The 23161-nt window shown below is 47.8% G+C and carries 17 protein-coding genes; 14 read left to right on the top strand and 3 right to left on the bottom strand.

Annotated elements, in window-relative coordinates:
- Positions 1 to 5 precede the first annotated feature (5 nt).
- From AC1DLI_RS11990 to AC1DLI_RS11960, 7 genes are all read left to right on the top strand, one after another.
- On the top strand, positions 6 to 1430 hold the full coding sequence (locus tag AC1DLI_RS11990; protein ID WP_477602788.1) for an alpha-L-fucosidase: 1425 nt from the start codon (positions 6 to 8) through the stop codon (positions 1428 to 1430).
- Between the two features lie 159 nt (positions 1431 to 1589).
- Positions 1590 to 3803, top strand: a complete 2214-nt coding sequence (locus AC1DLI_RS11985; RefSeq protein ID WP_477602916.1) for a helix-turn-helix domain-containing protein — start codon at positions 1590 to 1592, stop codon at positions 3801 to 3803.
- Positions 3804 to 4108: 305 nt separating this feature from the next.
- Entirely contained in the window at positions 4109 to 5077 is a 969-nt protein-coding gene (locus tag AC1DLI_RS11980; protein WP_477602786.1) for an ABC transporter permease, read from the top strand.
- A gap of 12 nt (positions 5078 to 5089) precedes the next feature.
- Entirely contained in the window at positions 5090 to 5989 is a 900-nt protein-coding gene (locus AC1DLI_RS11975; RefSeq protein WP_477602784.1) for a carbohydrate ABC transporter permease, read from the top strand.
- Between the two features lie 109 nt (positions 5990 to 6098).
- Complete coding sequence (locus AC1DLI_RS11970) at positions 6099 to 7751, top strand: type 2 periplasmic-binding domain-containing protein (protein WP_477602782.1); 1653 nt, start codon at positions 6099 to 6101, stop codon at positions 7749 to 7751.
- A gap of 82 nt (positions 7752 to 7833) precedes the next feature.
- The gene (locus tag AC1DLI_RS11965) at positions 7834 to 10152 is read left to right on the top strand and encodes a glycoside hydrolase family 3 N-terminal domain-containing protein (RefSeq protein ID WP_477602780.1); all 2319 of its coding nucleotides are present in this window, start codon (positions 7834 to 7836) and stop codon (positions 10150 to 10152) included.
- Positions 10140 to 13286 (top strand): alpha-mannosidase, encoded by a 3147-nt coding sequence (locus AC1DLI_RS11960; RefSeq protein WP_477602778.1) that lies wholly within the window; start codon positions 10140 to 10142, stop codon positions 13284 to 13286. The genes AC1DLI_RS11965 and AC1DLI_RS11960 overlap by 13 nt, the downstream gene beginning before the upstream one ends.
- A gap of 137 nt (positions 13287 to 13423) precedes the next feature.
- Here the strand turns inward: AC1DLI_RS11960 and AC1DLI_RS11955 are convergent, their stop codons facing one another.
- A complete protein-coding gene (locus tag AC1DLI_RS11955; protein WP_477602776.1) occupies positions 13424 to 14302 on the bottom strand; it encodes a tetratricopeptide repeat protein in 879 nt (292 codons plus the stop codon).
- A gap of 27 nt (positions 14303 to 14329) precedes the next feature.
- A complete protein-coding gene (locus AC1DLI_RS11950) occupies positions 14330 to 15295 on the bottom strand; it encodes an ATP-binding protein (protein ID WP_477602774.1) in 966 nt (321 codons plus the stop codon).
- A gap of 752 nt (positions 15296 to 16047) precedes the next feature.
- Between AC1DLI_RS11950 and mutT the strand changes: the two genes are divergently transcribed.
- The 7 genes from mutT to AC1DLI_RS11915 all read left to right on the top strand — a co-directional run bounded on the left by mutT (position 16048) and on the right by AC1DLI_RS11915 (position 22564).
- Positions 16048 to 16431, top strand: coding sequence for an 8-oxo-dGTP diphosphatase MutT (gene mutT / locus AC1DLI_RS11945; RefSeq protein WP_477602772.1), 384 nt, complete (start codon positions 16048 to 16050; stop codon positions 16429 to 16431).
- Between the two features lie 28 nt (positions 16432 to 16459).
- On the top strand, positions 16460 to 17371 hold the full coding sequence (locus AC1DLI_RS11940) for a Gfo/Idh/MocA family protein (protein ID WP_477602770.1): 912 nt from the start codon (positions 16460 to 16462) through the stop codon (positions 17369 to 17371).
- A 14-nt stretch (positions 17372 to 17385) separates the two neighbouring features.
- The gene (locus AC1DLI_RS11935; protein WP_477602768.1) at positions 17386 to 18180 is read left to right on the top strand and encodes an alpha/beta hydrolase; all 795 of its coding nucleotides are present in this window, start codon (positions 17386 to 17388) and stop codon (positions 18178 to 18180) included.
- 313 nt (positions 18181 to 18493) lie between these two features.
- The gene (locus tag AC1DLI_RS11930) at positions 18494 to 18862 is read left to right on the top strand and encodes a GntR family transcriptional regulator (RefSeq protein ID WP_477602766.1); all 369 of its coding nucleotides are present in this window, start codon (positions 18494 to 18496) and stop codon (positions 18860 to 18862) included.
- A complete protein-coding gene (locus AC1DLI_RS11925) occupies positions 18859 to 19740 on the top strand; it encodes an ATP-binding cassette domain-containing protein (protein WP_477602764.1) in 882 nt (293 codons plus the stop codon). The genes AC1DLI_RS11930 and AC1DLI_RS11925 overlap by 4 nt, the downstream gene beginning before the upstream one ends.
- Positions 19737 to 20483 (top strand): hypothetical protein, encoded by a 747-nt coding sequence (locus AC1DLI_RS11920; protein WP_477602762.1) that lies wholly within the window; start codon positions 19737 to 19739, stop codon positions 20481 to 20483. Before AC1DLI_RS11925 ends, AC1DLI_RS11920 begins: the two co-directional genes overlap by 4 nt.
- A 185-nt stretch (positions 20484 to 20668) precedes the next feature.
- The gene (locus AC1DLI_RS11915; protein ID WP_477602760.1) at positions 20669 to 22564 is read left to right on the top strand and encodes an ATP-binding protein; all 1896 of its coding nucleotides are present in this window, start codon (positions 20669 to 20671) and stop codon (positions 22562 to 22564) included.
- Positions 22565 to 22662: 98 nt separating this feature from the next.
- Here AC1DLI_RS11915 and AC1DLI_RS11910 read toward each other — a convergent pair whose 3' ends face one another.
- Positions 22663 to 22905: an NHLP leader peptide family RiPP precursor gene (locus AC1DLI_RS11910; protein WP_477602758.1), complete on the bottom strand. Its 243-nt coding sequence runs from the start codon at positions 22903 to 22905 to the stop codon at positions 22663 to 22665.
- Positions 22906 to 23161: the final 256 nt, after the last annotated feature.

The following is a 23161-nucleotide window of genomic DNA, read 5'->3' as shown; positions in this document are numbered from 1 at the left end:
TCAAAATGAGCAACGGGCAGACGCAGCAGCATGAGGGCAGTCTTATAGTTGATACTGTAGAGGAAGCAGCAGAGGTAGAAAATGGCGTACACAATTTCAGCGCGGAGGAAGATTGGGTCAAGCCGGATAATCCGCTTATTTTGGAACGGCTGGAATGGTTCAAGGATCAGAAGCTCGGCATTATGATGCACTGGGGACCTTATTCACAGCTCGGTCTCGTGGAATCATGGGCGCTTAGCGACGAAGACGGCGATTGGTCCCGTGACGGCATCGATTGGGGCGTGGACAGCGAGGAGCTGAAGCGGCAATATTTTGGCTTGAACAAAACGTTTAATCCCGTTCGATTGCAGCCGGAGTTATGGGCAGATATTGCGGCAGAGGGCGGCTTCAAATATTTGACTTTTACGACAAAGCATCATGACGGCTTCTGCATGTGGGACACGCATACGACGGACTACCGGAGTACCGGCCCGGAGACGCCGTTCCATACGCATAAGTACGCGGATATTTGCAAAAATGTGTTCGATGCCTTCCGGGATAAGGGACTTGCAATCTCGGCTTACTTCTCCAAGGCCGATTGGCATACGCCTTCCTATTGGACGCCAGGAATGGAGCGCGGAACGCATACTTGGCGCGGCCCCTCGTATGATCCGAAGCAATATCCTTGGCTTTGGGAGAAGTTCGTACAGTTCACGCATGAGCAAATGATGGAGCTGCTGACTAAGTATGGACGCATCGACGTGCTGTGGCTCGATGCCGGCTGGGTGAGAGACGGCGGCAGAGTGCCGCAGGATATTCGCTTGGGTGAATTGGTCGATCGCGCGCGCGAAACGCAGCCGTGGCTGCTGTCGGCGGACAGAACGGTTGGCGGTCCATATGAAAATATCGTAACCCCCGAGCAGACGATCCCGGACGGTCCGATGAATGTGCCGTGGGAAAGCTGTATCACGCTCGGCACCTCCTTCTCCTTCCGCTACGAGGACAAGTACAAATCGCTGCGCAAGGTTGTGAACATTCTGATGGAGGTCGTTGCTAAAGGCGGAAACCTGGCGCTCAATGTCGGTCCGCAGCCGGACGGAAGGCTTCCGGAGGGCGCAATTGCGACGATTAAACAATTAGGCGCATGGATGAAAACATATGGCGAGGCCGTGTATGGAACCAGAATCTGCGCGCCTTACTTTACCGAAGGCTTTGCATTCACCCGCAAAGAAAACACCGTATTCGCCACTTATTTGTATCCTTCCGAGGATACGGCGGTTGCCGAGCATGTCGTGATTCCGTATACCGAGTCCGTGAACAGCGTTGAGCTGGTGGGTACTGATGAAAGCCTGCCGTTTGAACGAACGGAGGCTGGCCTAATCGTTCAACTGCCGCAAGCAGAGTACGGCGGCAAGGCGCCTGTGGCGCATGTGTTCCGGCTGCTTGCCTAAATAACCGGTTACCCATCTACTTGATTGAAAAACTGACGTCCTCCTGCAGACGTCAGTTTTTTGGATATTCAAATTGGAAATAATGTATCTTGTCCTGCTCTTTTGGATGGGGTACGCTTAGAGATAAACAAGGGGAAGGTGATACAAGGATTGAACAAAATGTGGTTTCGCCGTTTGTTGTTATCGTATCTACCGGTCTTTTTTATCGTGACGATGATTTTGTTTGTCGTTTTTTTCCAAACCCTGAATGAACAAAACCGAAGAGAAGCGATAAAAGCCAATGATTTTTTGGCTCAGCAGGTCACTCTCTTTTCGGATAATTCATTAAAGGCAATCGATTATCAGGTCGTGCGGGAAATATTGACGAATCCGGATATCCGTCGTTTTTTTAGCAGAGACAGCGTAGACGTGGCTGCTAACATTCAAGCGCTTAAAGTGATAGATGAATTGAAATTCAATTATCCGATCATAGATTCGATTTATTTTATGCGCTTCAAGGACCGGTTTATTTTTGGTGATGTCCCGAGAAATTTCGAAGATTTTCAAGATAAATCGTTTATCGAGAACTATGCGGAGCAAGCAACCGGAGCAAAGTGGACTGGTGAGCGAAAGTATAATGCATTCTCAAATTCCGAGGTCGATACCGAAAACGTCATTACTTTAGTAAGAACGGCTCCATACAATATGGGCGACAAGCAGGGGTATTTTGTTGTGAACGTCAGCTTAACAAAGCTGCAGGATACGGTTAGCCGGATGTATAACTCGGATGTAAGCTTTGTAAGCATGATCGACAAGGAAGGCCGTAATTTGCTTGGGGAGGAAGTGGATCCGTCCACCACCGGCCCCGTTTTATCGACATACACTTCCCCGTATACGGGCTGGGAAATTAACAGCGGTATTTTGGACAAGAACGGGCTGAAATTCGTACTCACCTTCTACAATGTATGGGTTGTATTCGCGATTGCCGTCGTGGTGTTCGGCATTCTGTGGGTTTTTTACGTGACCAAACGGAACTATCAGCCGATCCAGCAGCTCGTGTCGCTTATGCAGACGTATTCGGCCAAAAGTGAAGGAACAAGTGCCAATTCCGAGAGTGAATTTATTTTTATTCAAAACACGCTTGAAAACTTAATGAGCGAAACGAAGCAATTCCAGCAGCAGTACCGGGAAAAGCTGATTTTACAAAAAAAATATCATTTTCATCAGGTGCTTGAGGGTGCCGTTCAAATAACCGACGAAGCCTGGATTTCCGAGCTTCGCAGCTATGATTTGGACGTGGAGGGGAAAATTTCGACTGTTCACGTTATTGAAATCGATGATTATTTCGCATTTCAAGCGATTTACAATCAACGGGATCAATCGCTGCTGAAATTTACGCTATACAGCGTAATTCACGAGACGGCCAAAAATCTTGGTGTCACGGTATGGGCGGAATGGACGACCGACCGCCGGGTATCCTTCATCCTCTGGCAGTCGCCGGAAGCGGATGCGATGGAGAAAAATGATTATATTATTCAGGAGTGCCGAACTTGGATCGAGCAAAATGTCAGCTTCAATATTACGATCGGGCGCGGAGAGCCGGCGAATACGCTGGAAGAGCTGCGCGTTTCTTACGAAAAGGCGAATTACTGCTTGCAGTATAAAGCCGTACTCGGCAGCAATCGGGTTATTACCTTGGAAGATACCGTAAGACCGCAGACCGAAATCCAAGAGTATTTCAAAACCATTTATTTGCTTTCCCAGTCGCTGCGCCTTGCCGAAAATGATTGGCTGAAGCATTTGAACGTCTTTTTCGATCAAATCCGGGATTCGCTGCTGCCTCGCAAAGAGATCGAAAGCCTGCTGCAGTTTTTCGTTCATCATTTGGAGGGTGAGGTACTCGAATTATCGAAGGAATATCGTAATATTTGGCGGGCCGTTCAGACGGATTTACGAGAACTAGCGATGCGGTGGGATAACCTCGATGATCTGCAGCAGGGCTGCAGCAGCATTTTTGCAATGATGAACGAGAAGATGCAGATGCAGCGGGATTCACACAGCAACAAAGCGCTTATTATTGAAATCAGGACGCATATAGAAGAAAACTTTGCGAACTCCGAGCTGTCGCTCGATTTCTTGAGCACGAAGTTCCAGCTAAACTCTAAATATTTGAGCAAAATGTTCAAGGAGGAGTTCGGGGAGAATTTCGTGGACTTCCTCATTGGCCTCCGCATTGCGAACGCGAAGCAGATGCTCTTGGAAACACAAAAGCCGATGCAGGAAATTAGTAGCGAGGTTGGTTATTATAACTACAATTCCTTCAACCGCGCCTTTAAAAATGTCGTTGGCCTATCCCCGCGGGACTTTCGGAAGCAGCTGGGGGAAAGCAGTTAAATGGTAGAGCTTTATTTATGAAAGAGCCTCGAGAGCGGCGTTCMGCATTCTCGAGGTTTTTTTATTTGCCCGGAAAACCACGTGCTGCTTACGTTTTACGAATGCGGGAATTATGAATGGTTTGTGAAAAATGCATGAATCGGCTTAAATAGAGGCATTTTTCGCTTATTTAGAAAAAGGAGAGGTGCGGGAAACTTACGAATTGATGAAGTTTTCGTAAACGGGCTAGAATCGAGTTGTGGGCTAGGACACAATCGACAACTGCAAGAAGTGCTTCGTTAAATTGCTGCAAAGGAGAGCTGCGAATGAATCATGCACAGGTGAATGCGTTAGAAAATACGGAGCTTCACAATCTAAAATTCAAAAGTAAGCTTACGACGTGGAAAAAAATAAAGAAACATTGGGAATTGTACTTTTTGGTTCTTCTGCCAGTCCTCTATTTAATTATTTTCAAATATGTGCCGATGTTCGGCGTGCAGATCGCCTTTAAAGATTTTAACGTCGTGCAGGGCATCTGGGGCAGCAAATGGGTGGGGCTTAAACATTTCGAAACTTTTTTCACTTCTCCAAACTTTTGGCTGATCATTAAAAATACGCTAGGAATCAGCTTCTATTCGCTTCTTGCAGGCTTTCCGATTCCGATCATGCTCGCTCTTGCTTTAAATGAAGTGCGTACGGGCAAATTTAAGAAATCGGTACAAATGGTTACTTACGCGCCGCATTTTATTTCTACCGTTGTTATGGTTTCGATCGTCATGCTGATGCTTACACCGCATGTCGGTGTCATTGACAGAGTATTTTCTTTCTTAGGCTGGGAAATGACCAACTTCATGGGCGTTCCGGAATTTTTCAAATCGATTTATGTATGGTCGGGGGTTTGGCAGGAAATGGGCTATGCTTCCATTATATATATTGCGGCGCTCGCCAGCGTCGATCCATCGCTGTACGAGGCGGCAAGAGTAGACGGAGCCTCCAGATGGAAAAAAATTATTTATATCGACCTGCCGTCACTGCTGCCTATTACGGTTATCATGCTTATACTCAGTCTCGGAAGCGTGATGGGCGTAGGCTTTGAAAAAATATACCTGATGCAGAACCCGCTAAACTTAAGCTCCTCCGAGGTTATATCCACTTACGTGTATAAAGTGGGGCTCGTCGGCGCAAATTTCAGTTTCTCATCTGCGGTCGGTCTTTTCAACTCCGTCATCAATTTGATTTTGCTGATGGTGGTTAATGCCTTTGCGAAGAAAATTTCTGAAACAAGTTTATGGTAGGGAGGGATGAACATGATCGAAACAAAAAAAATTAAAGAACCCTTTGGCGATCGCATTTTCTTGTTAGGTATTTATATCTTTTTGACTCTGCTAATGTTAGCCGTTATGTATCCGCTCCTCTATATTATTAGTTCATCCTTCAGCTCGCCTAGAGCCGTCGTATCGGGACAAGTATGGCTGCTGCCCGTGGAGTTCAGCCTAAAGGCGTATAAATCGATCTTTAATAGCACGCAGCTTATGTATGGCTATTACAATACCATCATTTACACGGTTTTCGGTACGTTGATCAATTTGGTATTTACGGTGCTGCTTGCTTATCCGTTGGCAGTCAAAAGCTTTTACGGCCGAAATTTTGTCATGATCCTCATGATGATTACGATGTTCTTCAGCGGCGGACTTATTCCTACTTATCTCCTCGTCAAAGATTTGGAAATGCTGGACACACGCTGGGCGATGTGGCTGCCGGGCGCTTTCTCGGTATTCCAGGTCATCGTGGCGCGAACGTTTTTTCAATCTTCAATTCCGCCCGAATTGTCTGAAGCGGCGCAAATTGACGGCTGCAGAGATATAAGGTACCTGGTCAGCATCGTGCTGCCGTTGTCAAAGCCGATTCTCGCGGTAATGACCCTAATGTATGCGGTAGGCCACTGGAACGCGTACTTTGACGCTCTCATTTATTTAAGATCGGAGAGTCTGTTCCCGCTGCAATATGTACTGCGAAACTTGCTTATTCTAAATGCGTCAGATCCGGAAATGCTCGCGAACACCGCCCAGCAGGCGCGGGTGCAGGGTTTCGAGCAGGTGCTAAAATACGCATTGATCGTCGTAGCTTCGGTACCAGTGCTCATTATGTATCCGTTCGTGCAGAAGCATTTCGTGAAAGGCGTCATGATCGGTTCATTGAAAGGTTAAGTGGGTTTTCATCTATAATAAGGAGGTGATGCGGCGAGCTCCAAGTGCGCGGCCAGGTTTGCTAGCACGAAGCGAAGTTTGTTTAACTACCATTTTAGGAGGGGTCCAAATGAAAAAAACATTTTTCAGCATGCTTGCACTCATAATAAGCCTTACATTGGTATTGACAGCTTGTGGAAAAAGCGATGAGGGTAATAATACTTCTACAAACACCGGAGAGAAAAATACAACCGAAGAAGCGGGACCGGTTACGATGACATTTTTTGCTCCTCAAGGTAAAGCACCCTTAGAAGACAACACCTACACGAAGCACGTAGAGGAAAAATTCAATGTCAAAATAAAATGGGATCTCGCTCCTGCGGACGCGCTGACGGATCGCCGTCAATTGCTGCTCGCAAGCGGTGATTATCCGGAAGTATTCCTAGAGGGAAAATTTACGCATACGGATTTGCTGACTTACGGCAAACAAGGCGTGTTCCTGCCGCTGAATGATTTGATCGATAAATATGCTCCGAACATCAAAGCGATGATGGAGAAAAAATCGTATTTTAAAGATGCGATTACGGCAACAGACGGCAACATTTACGCTCTTCCGCGTTTAAATGAATGCTACCACTGCACCTTCTCTCAAAAGTTTTGGATGAATAAAGAGTGGCTCGATAAAGTAGGTTTAGCAGTTCCGACTACGACAGACGAGCTGTATACAGTACTGAAAGCTTTCAAAGAAAAGGATCCGAACGGAAACGGTAAAGCTGACGAAATTCCGCTAACAGGCGCACCAAACAAAAACGTATGGAACGGGAACATCGACGCTTATTTAATGAATTCCTTTATCTATAATGATAATGGCAAATATTTGACATTGAATGACGGCAAAGTAGACTTTGCAGCGAACAAGGAAGGCTGGAAGCAAGGCCTTATTTACATGAACAAGCTGTACAAGGAAGGTCTAATTGACCCGGCTTCCTTTACACAAAACGATCAAGCTATCGGTCAGCTTGGCAATCGCGAGGGTGACGAAATCGTAGGCGCGATTACGACTGCGCTCGTTAGTTACTTGGTCAATCCGTACGACGAAAAGCTAACAAGACATAAGCACTGGGTAATCGTACCGCCGCTCAAAGGACCAGACGGCGTGCAGCTGGCTGGCGCTTCGCAAGGCATTAGTGAATTCCAATTTGCGCTAACGAATAAAGCATCTGAGGCGCAGCAAATCGCTGCGATCAAAATTATGGATTATGCCTTCAGTGAGGAAGGCGCGATTAAGAGCGAATATGGCTCCGAAGAAGGCATTGGCTGGAAAACAGCAGAAGCAGACGAGAAAAATATCGACGGTCAACCTGCGAAATACAGCTTCAAGGGAACTCCGGTAGCTGATCCGGACGTGATCCGTAACGACAGCTGGGTTTTGATGGGGCCGAAGGATTTGACGAAGGAGTTCCGCGACCTGTTTGCTGTAGGACAGGACCCGCTCGCTGCAGACGGCTACGAAACGCGGCTTGCGCAAGCGACTAACGCATTTGCCCCTTATTCGCCAAAAGAAATTTACCCGTCCGGCGTCTTTATTCGTCCGGAGGATACCGATGCCGCTTCGCAATTGACAACATCGATTCAAGACTATGTAACAACTAACATGGCTCAATTCATTATTGGCAGCAAAGACATCCAGAAGGATTGGGATGCTTACGTGAAAGGTTTTGACGGCTTGAACCTTGCTAAATATATTGAGATTTACGGTAACGCGATCAAAAAAGCAGAATAGGAAAGACAAATGCGGGCAGGAAGTATAACCTTTGGGTTTACTTCCTGCTGCTATATTCGGAGCATGATAAGGAGAGACAACCATGAGCTACAAGGATTCGTCGCTGCCAGTCCCGGAACGGGTAGAGCATTTACTGAAGGAAATGACATTAAACGAGAAAATTGGCCAGCTGCTGCAACCGTTTGGCTGGAAAACATATGCGAAGGAAAATGGAAAAGTCACGCTAACGGAGGATTTCCAGGAGCAGGTGAAGAACGGCGGAATTGGTTCGTTATACGGCGTGCTGCGCGCCGACCCGTGGACGGAGGTTACGCTTGAGAACGGACTCTCGCCCGAAGAAGGGGCAAGGGCGATTAATGATATCCAGCGTTATGTGATCGAAAACTCGCGGCTCGGCATACCGATTTTATTTGGGGAGGAATGCTCGCACGGCCATATGGCAATCGGAGCGACTGTCTTCCCTGTCCCATTATCTGTAGGAAGCGCTTGGAACGTCGATTTATACCGCGAGATGTGCCGGGCGATTGCTCTAGAGACGAGAAGCCAAGGCGGAGCAGCTACGTATTCACCGGTGCTCGACGTCGTGCGCGATCCGCGCTGGGGTCGGACGGAGGAATGTTTTGCCGAGGACCCTTATTTGATTGGAGAGCTGGCGGTTGCGGCAGTGGAAGGGCTGCAAGGAGAACGGCTGGATGCGGAGGACAGCGTTATTGCGACGCTTAAACACTTCGTTGCTTATGGCAGCTCCGAGGGCGGACGCAATGCGGGCCCGGTCCATATGGGCATGCGCGAGCTGCATGAATCGGATTTGCTTCCCTTCCGCAAGGGTGTGGAGGCAGGCGCGCTCTCGGTTATGACCGCCTATAACGAAATTGACGGCATTCCCTGCACCTCTAATGCTTATTTATTACAGGACCTGCTCCGTGAGCAGTGGGGCTTTGACGGCTTTGTCATTACGGATTGCGGCGCGATCAACATGCTGGCTTGGGGGCATGACGTAGCCGAGAATGGCGAGCACGCGGCCGTGCTCGCTCTGAAAGCCGGCGTCGATATGGAAATGTCGGGCGAAATGTTCGGCAAGCATCTGGAGGCGGCCGTGCAGCATCAATTGCTCGATGAAAAGGTGCTGGATGATGCGGTTAGACGCGTGTTAAGCATAAAATTCAAACTTGGACTGTTCGAAAATCCGTACGTTAATCCTGAAAGAGCGGCAGAGGTGATTGGCTGCCGAGAGCATGTCCAGCTCGCTAGGCAAATCGCGCAGGAGAGCATCGTGCTGTTAAAAAATACTGACCAGACGCTGCCGTTAAAGAAAGATAAGCGTAAGATAGCCGTAATCGGACCGAATGCTAATCATATGTATAACCAATTAGGCGATTACACCTCACCTCAGCAGCGCAGCCAGATTGTTACGCTGCTGGACGGCATGCGAAATAAGCTGGGCAGCAATGCGGATGAGCAGCTGCTGCATGCGCTTGGCTGCCGGATAAAAGGCGATGCAAGAGAAGGCTTCGAGCATGCAATTGCCTGCGCGGAGCAGGCGGATGTTGTCATTATGGCTATCGGCGGTTCCAGTGCGCGGGATTTTGGCGAAGGCACGATTGATCTTCGGACAGGCGCATCAGTGGTCACCGAGCATGCATGGAGCGATATGGAATGCGGCGAAGGGATCGACCGTGCAGGACTTAGCCTGCTTGGCGTTCAGCTGGAGCTCGTTCAGGAAATTTATAAATTAGGAAAGCCGGTCATCGTCGTCTATATTAACGGCCGCCCGATCGTCGAGCCATGGATTGACGAGCATGCTCACGCGATCGTCGAGGCTTGGTATCCCGGCCAAGAGGGCGGAAACGCGATTGCCGATATTTTATTCGGCGACGTGAATCCTTCCGGCCGTCTTACGGTTTCCGTGCCTAAGCATGTGGGCCAGCTGCCTGTCTATTACAACGGCAAAAGAAGCAGAGGCAAGCGGTACTTGGAGATGGATAACAAGCCGCAGTACCCTTTTGGCTACGGGCTTAGTTATACCGAGTTCCAATATGGCGGCTTGCAGGTTTCACCGCAGCAAATCGGTCCGGACGAAGAAGCCACCGTCCAAATCGAAGTGACAAATGTGGGTCAGGCAGCAGGCTCGGAAGTCGTGCAGCTGTATGTGACGGACAAGGTCAGCTCGGTAACGCGTCCGAATAAGGAGCTGAAGGGCTTCCGCAAGGTGCATATCGCGCCGGGCGAGACAAAGACGGTGACGTTCACGATTACGCGGGAGCATCTGCAGCTAATCGATCAAAGCTTCGAGCCTGTCGTAGAAGACGGCGAGTTTATTATAATGGTGGGAAAAAATGCCGAGGATTTTGTCAGCGGAAGTTTAACGGTAAAGGATGAGGGACAAACATGCATAGAATAAACCGTTTTTTGAAGAAGCTGGCAGGCATGCAGTGGCGGGAGACGATCTCGCTTCCTGAATGGGAAATGAGGAAAGCGCGCTATATCGTGCCGGGCGTTTATGAATATGATTCAGAGGATTTTTTCGTCCAGACGATGGATCCTTTGAACAGCACGCAGGGCGTGACCTATTTTTTGCGGAAGCAGCTTGAAATTCCTTCTGCTTGGCAAGCCGATCCCATCGGCCTAATTGTGGACGGCGGGGGCGAGGGCATGCTGATGGTAAACGGCATTCCGCATCATGGCGTAGACCGCAACCACTCCTTTGTCCCGCTGCACATGGAGGGAGTCGGTTTGAATCCCTTTATCGAAATCGAGCTGTATGACCCGATACCGGAGCCGGCCGATCCTTTAAACGCGCAGGCGACKATCAATCCGCCTATGTCCTATATCCGCATCCAGCTTGTCCGTGTGAATAAACCGCTGCAAAGCTTGATGTACAGCATTAAGGCAGCCTATGAATCGGTATTGCTGCTGCCTGAGCAGGATTTAAAAAGGCTGCGGATCAAGGATGCCTTGTACGAAACGATGGACGAGACCGAGCGCCAAATGAATATCGGGAGCGTAGACGGAGATTGGCTGCACATTTTGGAGGGTCGTCTTGCGAAGCTGGTAAAAGCGTTCGCGCCTGCGCCGGGCGCGAACGGCACGATACATATGGTTGGACAGTCCCATATCGATATCGCGTGGTTATGGCCCGTGCGGGAAACTGTCCGCAAGGTAAGCAGGACCTTCTCCACGATGAATACGCTGATGAAGGAATATCCGGATTTCGTTTATACGCAGAGCCAGCCGCTGCTGTATGCTTTCGCAAAGGAGCATTATCCCGAGCTCTATGCGCAAATCAAGGAAAGAGTAGCCGAAGGCCGCTGGGAGCTGGTTGGCGGTATGTGGGTCGAGCCGGATTTGAACATTCCGAGCGGGGAGTCGCTTGTGCGGCAAATTTTGTACGGACAGCTCTTTTATAAAGAAGAATTCTGCAAAACCTCCAATATCGAATGGCTGCCTGACACGTTTGGCTATTGCGCTTCCCTGCCGCAGCTGCTGAAGCTGGCAGGTGTCGATTATTTTATGACGACCAAATTAAACTGGAATGACACCAATCGCTTTCCATATGATCTATTCCACTGGGTCGGCATCGACGGCACGTCTGTCTTATCCTATTTAAGCCATAGCTTGAACGTGCATACGAAACCGAAGGACATACATGAGCATTGGGAAGCTTACCGGCACAAAGACAAGCTGGATGAGCTGATGATGCTTTACGGTCATGGAGACGGCGGGGGCGGCGTGACTAGAGAAATGGTGGAGCTTGCCCAGCGCTCCGAGATGATGGTCGATTTGCCCAGCAGCCATTTCAGCACGGCAGCCGAGTTTTTCGGAAACGCCTGGGAACAGCGGAAGGATTTGCCGAAGTGGCATGGCGATTTATATTTGGAACTGCACCGCGGCACCTATACGACGCATGCACGCAATAAACGCAGCAACCGGAAAGCGGAGGTCCTGTACCGGGAGGCGGAAATCTGGAGCAGCTTGGCAGGGAGCGCCTTCGAAGCTGGCCAAGCGGAGAAGGTGCAGGCAGCGCTTCATGAAGGCTGGAAGCTCATTTTGCTGAACCAGTTCCATGACATTATTCCGGGTACGGCTATTCCGGAAACATACGTTACTTCTGCCGAAGAGTACGACCAGGTGTTTAAGCTTGGCAATGCGTGCTTGGAGCAATCTCTGACGGCTCTCGCAGAGAGCATACATGCGCAAGGTGAAGGCATTCCATACTTCGTATTCAACAGCTTAGGCTGGGCAAGAGATGAAGTCGTATCGATCGATCTAAAGGAAGAACAAGCGCATTTCGCGGCATTCGATCAGGACGGCAATCAACTGGAAAGCGATATTTTACGCCATGCAGCGGCAGCCGGAAAAGTAACGCTGACTGTAAGCGTGAAGAGCATCCCGGCCTTCGGTTATACGACGCTATGGCTGAGACCGTCACAGCAGGCGGAGACGGAGACGGCGAGAGTTCCGCTGGGGCTGGACCGTTCATGGGAAACGCAGCATTACTTTATCGAATTTAATGAGGCAGGCGAAATGATTCGCTGGTACGATAAGTCCGCAGGGCGCGAATTGATCTTGGCTGGGAAGAAAGCGAATGAATTTCAGCTATTTTTCGATAAGCCGCTATATTGGGACGCATGGGATATCGATCCTAGATTCGATGTGCAGCGCGCAGACTCCGCACGGCTGCTAAGCAAGGAAGTTATCGTTCAAGGGAAAGCGCAGGACGTGCTTTGCTTTAAGTGGCAGCTGGGCCGCTCCGTCATCATTCAGCATATTATTTTTTACCATGATAAGAAGCGCGTCGATTTTAAAACCAGTGTCGATTGGAAGGAAGAGCATAAGCTTCTGAAGGTTGCATTCCCAGTCGACATTGTTGCCAGCAAGGCAACCTATGAAATTCCGTTCGGCGCCTTGGAGAGGCCGACGCATACGAATACGAGCTGGGAGCAGGCGCAATATGAGGTTTGCGGTCATCGCTTTGCGGATTTATCCGAGGGCAATTACGGAGTAAGCTTATTGAATGATTGCAAATACGGCTATGACATTAAAGATAGCACGATCAGGCTTTCTTTATTGCGCGCTCCGAGATGGCCGGATGTAACCGCAGACCAAGGCGAGCATGAATTTACGTATTCCCTATATCCGCACGAGCAGGATTGGCGCAGCGCCCATGTCGCACGATGCGCCATGGAGCTTAATCATCCGGTACGCGTAAAGGAAAGCCAAGCGGGCGCCGCGGCTGAAGCAGATCATCAAAGCCAAGGCAGCATGCTGCCTTCACGGCTGGAGCTGATGCCATTTGAGAGCAGACATGTCATACTGGATACGATCAAGGCGGCCGAGCGGGGCGAAGGAACGATTTTACGTTTATATGAATCTGCAGGAGGACGTGAGCAGGTTACGATGCGGCTGCCGCAGGCCGGGAGCGAAGCGGTAGTCGTTAATTTATTGGAAGAGGAACTCTATAAGCTGGACATTCAGGACGGGTGTGTACAGCTGAGCTTTAAGCCCTTTGAAATCCTTAGTATTCGCTTGCGTTAATGTGAAGCAGGATTTATAACCTGGGCTCTTGTAAATAAGAAACACCGCTCCGCTTCGAACGTTTGTCCGAAGCGCGAGCGGTGTTTTTCAGTTGCAGGGCGTCTGTTCGTTTATGGCTGGGCGATAAGTGTTCATGTTTATCTACGAAAATTCCAGCCGAATAGTTTGACATGCACCAGCAAACGGGTGATCCAGTAGGTGGCGTAATAGAGAATAAGAAAAATGATCACGAGCGGCCGAAATATAATCCAGAGCGTAATCCAGCCGAGAAGAATTTGCCACGGCTTCATTTTTTTCATGAGGTTGCTCGGGAATAGCAGAAACTTGTAAACTTTATACGTTTTCTGCAGCCCCTCCATATATTCTTTGCGAATTTGCTTGTCGTCGGGATCGAGCCGAATTGCGTTTTTCAGCATGAGCAGATAGTCATCATAGTCATTCCGTCTCTCAGCGGCCCAGGCAAGGTACAAATAAACAAGCTCGGATTCTACTTCCAGGCGCAATGCCTTGTTAGCAAGCATTTTTGACTCTGAAAAGTTGCGAATCAGCGCTTCGTTATAGCTTAAATTAGCGAGATACAGGGCATTTTCGGGCGATATTTCAAGCGCCTTCAGCAGTAAGTCCCGAGCCTCCTCGTATTTGCTTGTCTTATTGTAAATATTAGTGAGCAGGAAAAAATAATGAGGCTCATAGGGATCAATCCGCTGTGCCTCGGCTATGGATTCGAGCGCGGCCTTCCACTTCTCCATCGTATAATACGTATTGCATTGAACGAACCATGCCAGCTCATTTTCCGGATCATGCCGAAGCGATTCGCTCACCCAGTGAAGCGCCTGCTCATATTCATCTTGATAGAGAGCAATCCTTCCGAGCAGAGCGTAGGCATAAGGATCCTCTGGCGTATCTTGGATGAGCGACACAGCCGCTTTCCTTGCCTCATTTAATTTTTTCCATTCGATTAGCTTCTGAATTTCCTGGTAGCGTCTACTTTGCAGCTCTTCATCTAATTCATACATGACGGTGGCTTCCTCGCTATAACGTAATTATTTCAATCCGTTTTGCTTCATATAGTCCAGAACGATTTGGTAATCTTGGTTAACGTCGCTGAAAGTAGCGTAGTTCTTGGCAGTTGCGAACCAATCAAGCGTCGTCGCTTTCCGATGCTTGGACGCTTTCTTCAGATCATCCTGCGAGATAGGCTGAATTTCACCGGTTTCGAGCGTTCGCTCCAGCGCGCCTTCAACGGCATCCTTCACGATTTGCTCCAAATCCGCTCCCGAAAAATGCTTCGTTTCCTTCGCTATTTTGCTTAAATCGAGCGGGGAGAGCGGTTTTCCTGCAAGCTTTAGCTGCAAAATCGTTGCGCGCTCCGATTCCTCCGGCGGCGGTACAAAGATCATATGATTAAACCGCCCGGGCCTGCGCAGCGCCGAGTCGAGGTACCAAGGCGTATTCGTTGCGCCAATGACAAACACTTGATCATTAAACGTGCGAAGCCCGTCAAGCTCCATAAGAAGCTGGTTGACGAGTATGCGGTCATGATGCTGACGCATTTGATTACGGCTGCCGCCCATTGCATCGAGCTCATCAATAAAAATAACACAAGGCTTATTCTCACGTGCCTTTTCGAATATATCATGCAAGTTGTTCTCGCTTTGCCCGACGTACATGCCAAGAATCGCTTGCAGCTCGATATGCATGAAGTTCGCATCGATTTCTCCGGCAACTGCCCGGGCGAGAAAGGTTTTACCGCAGCCAGGGGGACCATAAAGCAATAAGCTTCCGCCCGCTTCCTTTCCGTAGGCTGCAAAGAGCTCAGGCTGCTTCAGCGGCAAAATAAAGTTCATGCGGATTTTTTTCTTAACGTCTTCAAGTCCGCCAACATCAGCGAATGTTTCTTCCGGTTTCTCGGATTCTACCAAATCCTTGCCGTTATTATCAAAACGAAGCACTTTCAGCTTGTTACGGCGGCGATCAGCGAGATCGTCGCGGTCATTATGATCGGACATGGTCATCATCCTTATCAATACAAATTTGCTATTAGTGTACCAAATTTCCATCATGGATGGGGTTTTTTATGTAAAGTATGCGAAATGAGAGAGTTTGATTATACCGCTGCTTGCGGTAGAAATAGGGAGTCAAAGGCGAACGCTGTCGCTCCTACAGTTCCAAACCTCTCTATTGTAAATTGGCCGTTCTATAAAAATAGCGGTAAAATAGGGCGTTAATCTTTCTTATTTCGAATGCCCAAACCGAATAACGGTATTTTTAGGCGCTATTTTTCCGGTTTACGTGCATTAGCAAGCTCATAATCAGAATTAGCGCCATTATTTACCTCTAAATAGATTTAATTTTAATTTTCCTTAAATTTAACGCCACATTTTACCGTTATTTCAGGAGACTCGACGAAATTGAGCTTGTTTTCATCCTTCCTCCCCTTAATTAAAGCTGATGGAAGGTGTTAGGGTATCGTTGAAGAGTGACGTTATCCATCATGTCTTTTTCCGCAAGTACCATCTAATCAGTCATCATGTCTCAGCTTCTATAAATCGACTGAATAAGCACCCTCGGTAAACCAATGATCAATTGCTTGTTAAGTTATAATCTGAAATGCGTTATATAGCAGCCCAGTTTGCATGCGTAATTGTACATGTATTTTTGCGAAAATATCTGCTTATAACGTATGATAGAAACCTATTCACAAGGCTTCGCAGCAAGCAAATGGGTGTAAATCAGTGTATAGTGGAGGATGTGTGTTTGAATGATACGAGTAGCGGCAGCCATTATCGAAAATGAGGAAGGGCTATTGCTGATTGCTAGGCGCAAACCTGAAAAATCCCAAGGAGGCCTGTGGGAATTTCCTGGAGGCAAGCTGGAGGAGGGCGAGTCGCCTGAAGCATGTCTTCGCAGAGAGTTAATGGAAGAAATGAGAATTGAAATCGCGATTGGAGCATTTTTCGGACAAAATGATCATTTTTATGGCGCGGTCCATATTCAATTAATTGCTTATCAAGCCAAGCATACCGCAGGAGAGATTAGGCTGGCGGATCATGACCAATACGAATGGGTGCAGGTGAAACAACTGATGAATTATGAGTTCGCACCAGCGGATATCAAGTTTGTACAAATGCTCATGCAAGCTTAATAGATAGAAAGAAACGAGGTGATTGTGCATGAACAAACCGCGTATTGGGATGGTAGGACTCGGAGGCATAGCGCAAAAGGCATATTTGCCGATAATATCGAGGGCAGAGGATTGGACCTTTGTAGGGGCGTATTCTCCCAATGAGGAGAAGCGTTCGGCTATTTGCGCCGCATATAGGGTAGATTCGATTGGAAGCTTGACGGAGCTTGCGGACAGCTGTGAAGCGGTTTTTGTGCACAGCGCAACGGAATCTCATTACGAGGTCGTGTCCATGCTGCTCAAGCGGGGCAAGGATGTTTACGTGGATAAGCCGCTGGCGGCTACTTTGGAGCAGGCAGAACAGATAGCGGAGTTAAGCGTGAGCCTGCGAAGAAAGCTGATGGTAGGCTTCAACCGCCGCTTTGCACCTCTGTACATAGAAGCGAAACAAAGAATGCGGGATACGGCTTGGGTTCGGATGGAGAAGCACCGGACGGATGCGGTGGGCCCGCATGTCGCGGCATTTACGATGCTGGACGATTATCTGCATGTAGTGGATACGGCACGATGGCTGGCGGATGGGGAGATCGGCGCACCGGTCGGTATCGTTAAAGTGAACGAGCGTAATCAGCTGCTGCATACGCAGCATCATTTTGACGCAGCAGCCGGCTTCACGTTATCGACAGCGATGCATAGGCATGCCGGAACGAGTTTGGAGCAGCTTGAGATTGTCAATGCAGGGGAGATCTTACGCGTCAAAAATATGAGCCTGCTTGAAGTGGAACGGAATGATCGGATAGCCAAGACGCTTCCGCCATCGTGGCAGACGATTCTAAAGCAGCGCGGCTTTGAGGATGCCGTTCAACATTTTATGCAGTGTATAATTCATGATAAGAGCCCGGCTGTCGATGCAGAGGAAGCTTTGAAATCGCAACAACTGCTAATGAGTATGCTGAGATAAAGGGAGTGCAAGAGATGAGTCAGAATTCACAGGCTTTGCCAAAACCGAAGTTGGCCCGCAAAATAAAAGTGCTTATTTGGTCGGCAGCCATCCTGCTGGTACTATTATTAACGCTTGCCATCGTCTATCAGATTATGGTGTATCCGCCGTCTTCAGAAGCGAAAGCCGCTATGAAAAGCGATAAGCAGGTCACCGTAAGCATAGGCCAAGCCGGTTACCGCTTTGAGCCGGCCGAAGGCGAAGAGGCGATCGTTCAGCCTAATGTTATCCTTTATCCTGGAGGCTTGGTTGATCCAAAGAGCTATGCTCCTGTGGCCCGCAAGCTGGCTGAGGCTGGCCACCGCGTATATATCGCCAGCATGCCCCTTAATCTAGCTTTTACAGGCCAGAACAAAGCAGATGCTTTCATCGCTGAGCATCCAGAGGATCATTATGTCATAGGCGGGCATTCTCTCGGCGGCGTGTTTGCATCGCGGTATGCCGCGGAACATTTGAATCAAATCGACGGTGTTTTTTACCTTGCGGCCTATGCGGACGAGGCTGGCAGCCTGGCTGACGCCAAGTTTCCCGTTTTGCAAATGACAGCCTCAAACGATGGTGTTCTGAGCTGGGAGGATTGGGGCAAAGGGAAGCGGTTCATGCCTAACCAAACGCAGTACGTCACTATTGACGGCGGTAACCATGGGCAATTCGGATCTTATGGCGTTCAAAAGGGCGATAAGCCCGCTCGAATTACCCCGCAGGAACAGCTGGATCAAGTAAGCGGGGAGCTGCTCGGTTGGATGAATAGAATTCAAGCAGAGCAGTAATGAGCAGAGAAGCCGGCAATCTCGTTATACGATTTGCTGCATAAAGCATGGAAAAGAAGCAGTCTCCGGAGGTCAATGACCTCTCAGAGGCAGCTTCTTTTTTTTGCTATAAATTTCATTCTAATACGATGTGTGTGTTTCACCGCGAAAAGAGCTATTTCCGACAATGGAGGCATCAGCCGTTTACGCCTGGCGGAAACACGATGTCCTGCGGTATCGGACAGGCATTACCCATTTAGGCTTGACATGAGTTACTGTTGGTTATATGGTTAGTTACATAAGTAATGAACCGAATGAGCGAAGAGGTGATGAGATGTTTGACGACCGTAGTCCCATATACCAGCAAATAGCTGACAAAATTAAAGATGACATCGTAAGCGGCGTTCTGCAGGAGGATGAGCAGGTTATGTCTACGAATCAATATGCAGCATTTTACCGCATAAACCCGGCTACGGCAGCGAAAGGCTTTCATTTATTAACGGAGGAAGGCATTTTGTATAAGAAAAGGGGAATTGGCATGTTTGTGAGCGGTGAAGCGAGGCAGTCGCTGCTTGTACAGCGCAGGGAGCGTTTTTTTGAAGAGGTCGTTGATCAGATGCTTGCTGAAGCCGCCAAAATCGGTGTGCCGGTATCGGAAATCATTGGGCGAATCGAGCAGGCAAACGGGAGGGATCCGGAATGACGCTTACGATTGAAGTGAAGGATTTACAGCTGCGCTATGGCTCTTTTGCGGCGATCAAGGATATGTCATTCAAGCTGGAGGGTGGTAAAATATACGGGCTTCTGGGCAGGAACGGCGCAGGGAAAACAAGCTTGTTGTCGGTCCTGGCCTCTTTCCACGAGCAGTCGAATGGCACTGTAACCATTGGCGGTGAGGCGCCCTTCGAAAATGCGCGAATCATGGAGCAGGTATGCTTCATCCAAGAAAGCGGTTATATGGCAGATAGCTCCAATGTCCGCGACGTATTAAAGCTTGCGGCAAGCTGCTGGCCTAACTGGGATTCCGAATATGCGCAGCGCCTCATCAAGCAATATGATCTTCCTATGAAAAAACGCGTGTCCACGCTTTCCCGAGGCATGAAATCAGCCCTTGGCGTAACAATAGGGATGGCTAGCCGCGCTCCGGTCACGATTTTTGACGAGGCCTATCTCGGTATGGATGCACCGTCGCGCTATGCCTTCTACGATGACATCCTGAATGACTATATGGAAACGCCCCGCACGTTTATTTTATCCACGCATTTGATCGAGGAGGTAGGCTCATTGTTCGAAGAAGTGCTTATTTTGGATCAAGGCAATCTTATTATGCATGAGGAAACCGAAGCGGTGCGGGCGCGCGGGGCATCTATTACAGGGGAAAGCGAGGCTGTGGATCGATTTGTGGAAGGCTTGACAGTGCTCGGGGAACAAAAGCTGGGCAAAACAAAATCCGTCACCGTGTTCGGAGAGTTAACGGAAGAGCTTCGTAAGCGAGCGCTTGCGGAGGGACTTGAACTCGGACCCGTATCGCTTCAGGATTTGTTCGTTCATTTGACGAAGAAACGGGGGGATGAGCAATGAGCGGAAAGAGAAAACATCCCGTGCTGAACGTAGCACAGCATTTGATCTACAGCTTCCGCTGGACGGTTATCTTTTATTGGTTGATTTATATTTCGATATATGTCGCTTCAGCTATTTTAACCAAATCAGATGTTAACATTGGTGAAGATATTGATGCACTAGGAGTATGGGAAAGCGCATCTGTTTCGCCCAAAATTTTTCTTATGATCATCGGCATCATGCTGACCCCGCTTTCGTTAGCCAGCTTTGTTTCGAATGGTGTAACGAGGAAGCACTTCATAGGCGGCATGAGCCTTGTCATCACCGTCATATCTGCCCTGTTTGCGCTCAGCATAACGTTAGGCTATGCAATAGAACAATTCATATATGACCAAAATCAGTGGCCGCTGGAGCTGCAAAATCCACATTTATTTACATCTTCTGCGCAGTCAGGCTGGGTCTTTTTCGAATACTTCGTTTTGTTCTTTGCTTATTTTGGCAGCGGATGTCTGATCGGTTCTGGATTTACGCGTTTTCATTGGCGTATGGGCATCATGTTCTCCCTCGCGGCTCTTCTGCCAGCTATGGCGATGGAGGGTGTTTTATCCTCTGATTGGATCGGGAAGCTGCTGCAGTCGATATTAGATGTTGAGCGAAATCCGCTAGCGGTAGTTGTCCTGCTTGCCGTTCTTGTGCTGGCTTTCACGCTGGGCATGAATTATTTCATGCTTCGCCGCGTGGCGATTAAGAAAAGGACCTTTTAAAGGAAATGGGCAGGCTGCCCCCAATGATCACGGTGATCGGCGGGGGCAGTCTTTTTTTTTCGTAACCGAGATGTAATGATTTACTATTTATTTTTATTAGCAGTAATATAATAGAAGGTGCTTTATCGAAGATTGTCGAATTACAGTTCAATAGAATATTTTGTATTTTAAATTAGAGGTGCTGTATGAAAGCTATACATAGATTTTTAACGCTCCTTGTATTGGTGCTGTTCACCGCCTCTTTAGGCTTAGCAACGACTTCACATGCGGAATCGAACACGACAACAATTTCAAATTGGGAAATGATGTGGGAGGAGGGTTTGACTCCTTCAATTGAAGATACGGCTTCTAAGAGGAAGGCCGGACAATGGCAATCCTTCACATTCGAGGACTCGCTACCCATAAAGCCTGTGGATATTCAATCCGCGTGGCTCAGATTCCAACTGCCGGAGTACGATTTGGCGAGGCCTGCTGTCTTAATTACAAAGCTTACGGCAAAAGACGTTATGATCTATATCGGTCAGAAGCTCGTTTATGAATCTCATAGAAATTATCCCTTTAATAAAAATGAGATCCTTCTCTCATTAAGCGAGGCCGAATCGAATGAGATGGTTTATATTTATTTGCAGACGGATTCGGACTGGCTCGGCTTAAAGAAACAGCCGTTGGTTGGCGAGGAGCAAACGCTTAGCAAAGCTTTTATGAAAAAGGAAGTTTATGATGTTATCCTTGGAGCGGTGCTTCTGTTTGTATCTCTAGCATTGCTTCTCTGTTTTATTTTTTTGAATAAGACGTACTTAAACGGCCTAAGCTCCCTTTGCATCGTCATCCTATCAATTAGCCTAATGATCCTCTCGTTAGCTCCTTATGTACATACGATGTATAGCGAGTATGGGCGGGTTATATATTATATGTTCGACATCGGTTCCAATTTATTGATGCCTTCTTTATTCTTCTTTTTCGAGAGCATATTCGGCCAGGGACCATGGCGTATCATTACTCGTTTCAGAAAGCTGCAAGTCGTTGTTTCCGCGGTTAGTATTGTATGGTTATTTCTTTCTTTATCGTCCAGCGAACTCGGAAGCTTGTATACTTCGGTTACGATTGTTACCTTTGGCTTGACGGTCATCTTTGGCAACGGCTTGCTCTTTGTTTTGTTAATTCGGTTTTGCCTGCAAAAAAACAAAGAGGCGCTTATTATTACAACAGGCTTTGGTATCTTCGCCGCAATCGGTATTGCAGAAGTCATATGGTATTTCATTAATGATATGAATTACGAGATGATCTATTGGAAATGGGGCATTTTAAGCTTTATCGTTTCACTTGTGTTTATACTTGCGAGAAGAATTATTCAAAATTACGATCAAGTCGTAAAATATTCAAAACAGCTTGAGGTGTTCAATAATGACCTGCAACGCTCGGAAAAAATGGAAATCATTAGTCAACTGGCCGCTTCGGTAGCCCATGAAGTGCGCAACCCCTTACAGGTGACGAGAGGTTTTCTTCAAATTCTGGGAGAGAGCACCAGAAGCGAGAAAGAGAAGGGTTTCATGGGGCTGGCCATTGAAGAATTAGACCGGGCCTCGGAAATCATTACAGATTTTCTTATGTTTGCGAAGCCACAGCATGAACAGACGACAATTCTAGACGTTGCTGAAGAAATCCAGAAAATCGAGGCGATACTTGTTCCTATGGCGAATATGCAGGGAGGCGTAATCAAGGTCGATTTGGCTTCCGATTTGTACGTTCAAGGGAATTCGTCAAAATTCAAGCAAGCGCTGATCAATATTATTAAAAACAGTATTGAAGCCCTAAATAAAGATGGAATCATCACCATCAGAGCATACATTAAAGATACCGACACTGTGGTGATCTGCGTCAAAGACAACGGTGAAGGAATGAACGAGATTGAATTGAAAAAGCTGGGGGAGCCCTATTATTCCAAGAAAACAAAAGGAACGGGCTTAGGCTTAATGGTGACGTTTCGAATTATTGAGGTTATGAAGGGAACGATCGTATTTACCAGCGAAAAAGGGATTGGAACGGAGTCGCTTATCCAATTCCCATTAGCAAAAAAATAGCGCTGTCTGCCTTCTTAGAAGGCAGGTCAGCGCTTTTTTTAATTCAACGCGAAACGAGTTTTTGCCGCCAAAGGGATGGCGACAGCCGTTTGCGCAGTCTATTGCCAAGCAGCTTCTACGGAATCGCCGGCGCTTTTTACCTCTGTAGGGCTTTGCGGAAGGACTAAATAATATTTATTTGCCGTCTCTTCTACGACTTCCACGTCGATTGAATCCGGTACTTCAATGCCAAAAGCCTCTTTCACCGCTGCTTTAGGATCCGCAATAAGTTGTTTCTTGAATTCTGCATCTTCCCATGCTTTTTGAATGATTTTTTCTTGCAATGTTTGATCTGCGGCCACATTGATCATCCTTCCGAATATGTATGAGTCTAACTTCCTAATTGTACCAGTAATTTTCGACATTATCTATCTAAAATACGATAAAACGACATATAATAGAAACTATTGAACCTTTAATTTAATGAAATAATGTGATAAATGGTCTAAAAGGCCTTGTTTATCCGACGGAGCTTCCTCCCGTTCGACTTATACTAGAATGAGATGTTTATATACACTTAGGATTAATCTGTTTTAAATTATTATTTTTGGTAAAAAA

The organism is Paenibacillus sp. 01T443, assembly GCF_056398325.1.
The sequence above is the reverse complement of the archived record's forward strand: the minus strand, read 5'-3'. Positions and strand labels throughout refer to the sequence as shown.

Excerpts from the sequence above, each read along its gene's own strand:
- AC1DLI_RS11990 (WP_477602788.1), top strand. The coding sequence starts at position 6 with ATGAGCAACGGGCAGACGCAGCAGCATGAGGGCAGTCTTATAGTTGAT.
- AC1DLI_RS11985 (WP_477602916.1), top strand. The coding sequence starts at position 1,590 with ATGTGGTTTCGCCGTTTGTTGTTATCGTATCTACCGGTCTTTTTTATC.
- AC1DLI_RS11980 (WP_477602786.1), top strand. The coding sequence starts at position 4,109 with ATGAATCATGCACAGGTGAATGCGTTAGAAAATACGGAGCTTCACAAT.
- AC1DLI_RS11975 (WP_477602784.1), top strand. The coding sequence starts at position 5,090 with ATGATCGAAACAAAAAAAATTAAAGAACCCTTTGGCGATCGCATTTTC.
- AC1DLI_RS11970 (WP_477602782.1), top strand. The coding sequence starts at position 6,099 with ATGAAAAAAACATTTTTCAGCATGCTTGCACTCATAATAAGCCTTACA.
- AC1DLI_RS11965 (WP_477602780.1), top strand. The coding sequence starts at position 7,834 with ATGAGCTACAAGGATTCGTCGCTGCCAGTCCCGGAACGGGTAGAGCAT.
- AC1DLI_RS11955 (WP_477602776.1), bottom strand. The coding sequence starts at position 14,302 with ATGTATGAATTAGATGAAGAGCTGCAAAGTAGACGCTACCAGGAAATT.
- AC1DLI_RS11950 (WP_477602774.1), bottom strand. The coding sequence starts at position 15,295 with ATGTCCGATCATAATGACCGCGACGATCTCGCTGATCGCCGCCGTAAC.
- mutT (WP_477602772.1), top strand. The coding sequence starts at position 16,048 with ATGATACGAGTAGCGGCAGCCATTATCGAAAATGAGGAAGGGCTATTG.
- AC1DLI_RS11940 (WP_477602770.1), top strand. The coding sequence starts at position 16,460 with ATGAACAAACCGCGTATTGGGATGGTAGGACTCGGAGGCATAGCGCAA.
- AC1DLI_RS11935 (WP_477602768.1), top strand. The coding sequence starts at position 17,386 with ATGAGTCAGAATTCACAGGCTTTGCCAAAACCGAAGTTGGCCCGCAAA.
- AC1DLI_RS11930 (WP_477602766.1), top strand. The coding sequence starts at position 18,494 with ATGTTTGACGACCGTAGTCCCATATACCAGCAAATAGCTGACAAAATT.
- AC1DLI_RS11925 (WP_477602764.1), top strand. The coding sequence starts at position 18,859 with ATGACGCTTACGATTGAAGTGAAGGATTTACAGCTGCGCTATGGCTCT.
- AC1DLI_RS11920 (WP_477602762.1), top strand. The coding sequence starts at position 19,737 with ATGAGCGGAAAGAGAAAACATCCCGTGCTGAACGTAGCACAGCATTTG.
- AC1DLI_RS11915 (WP_477602760.1), top strand. The coding sequence starts at position 20,669 with ATGAAAGCTATACATAGATTTTTAACGCTCCTTGTATTGGTGCTGTTC.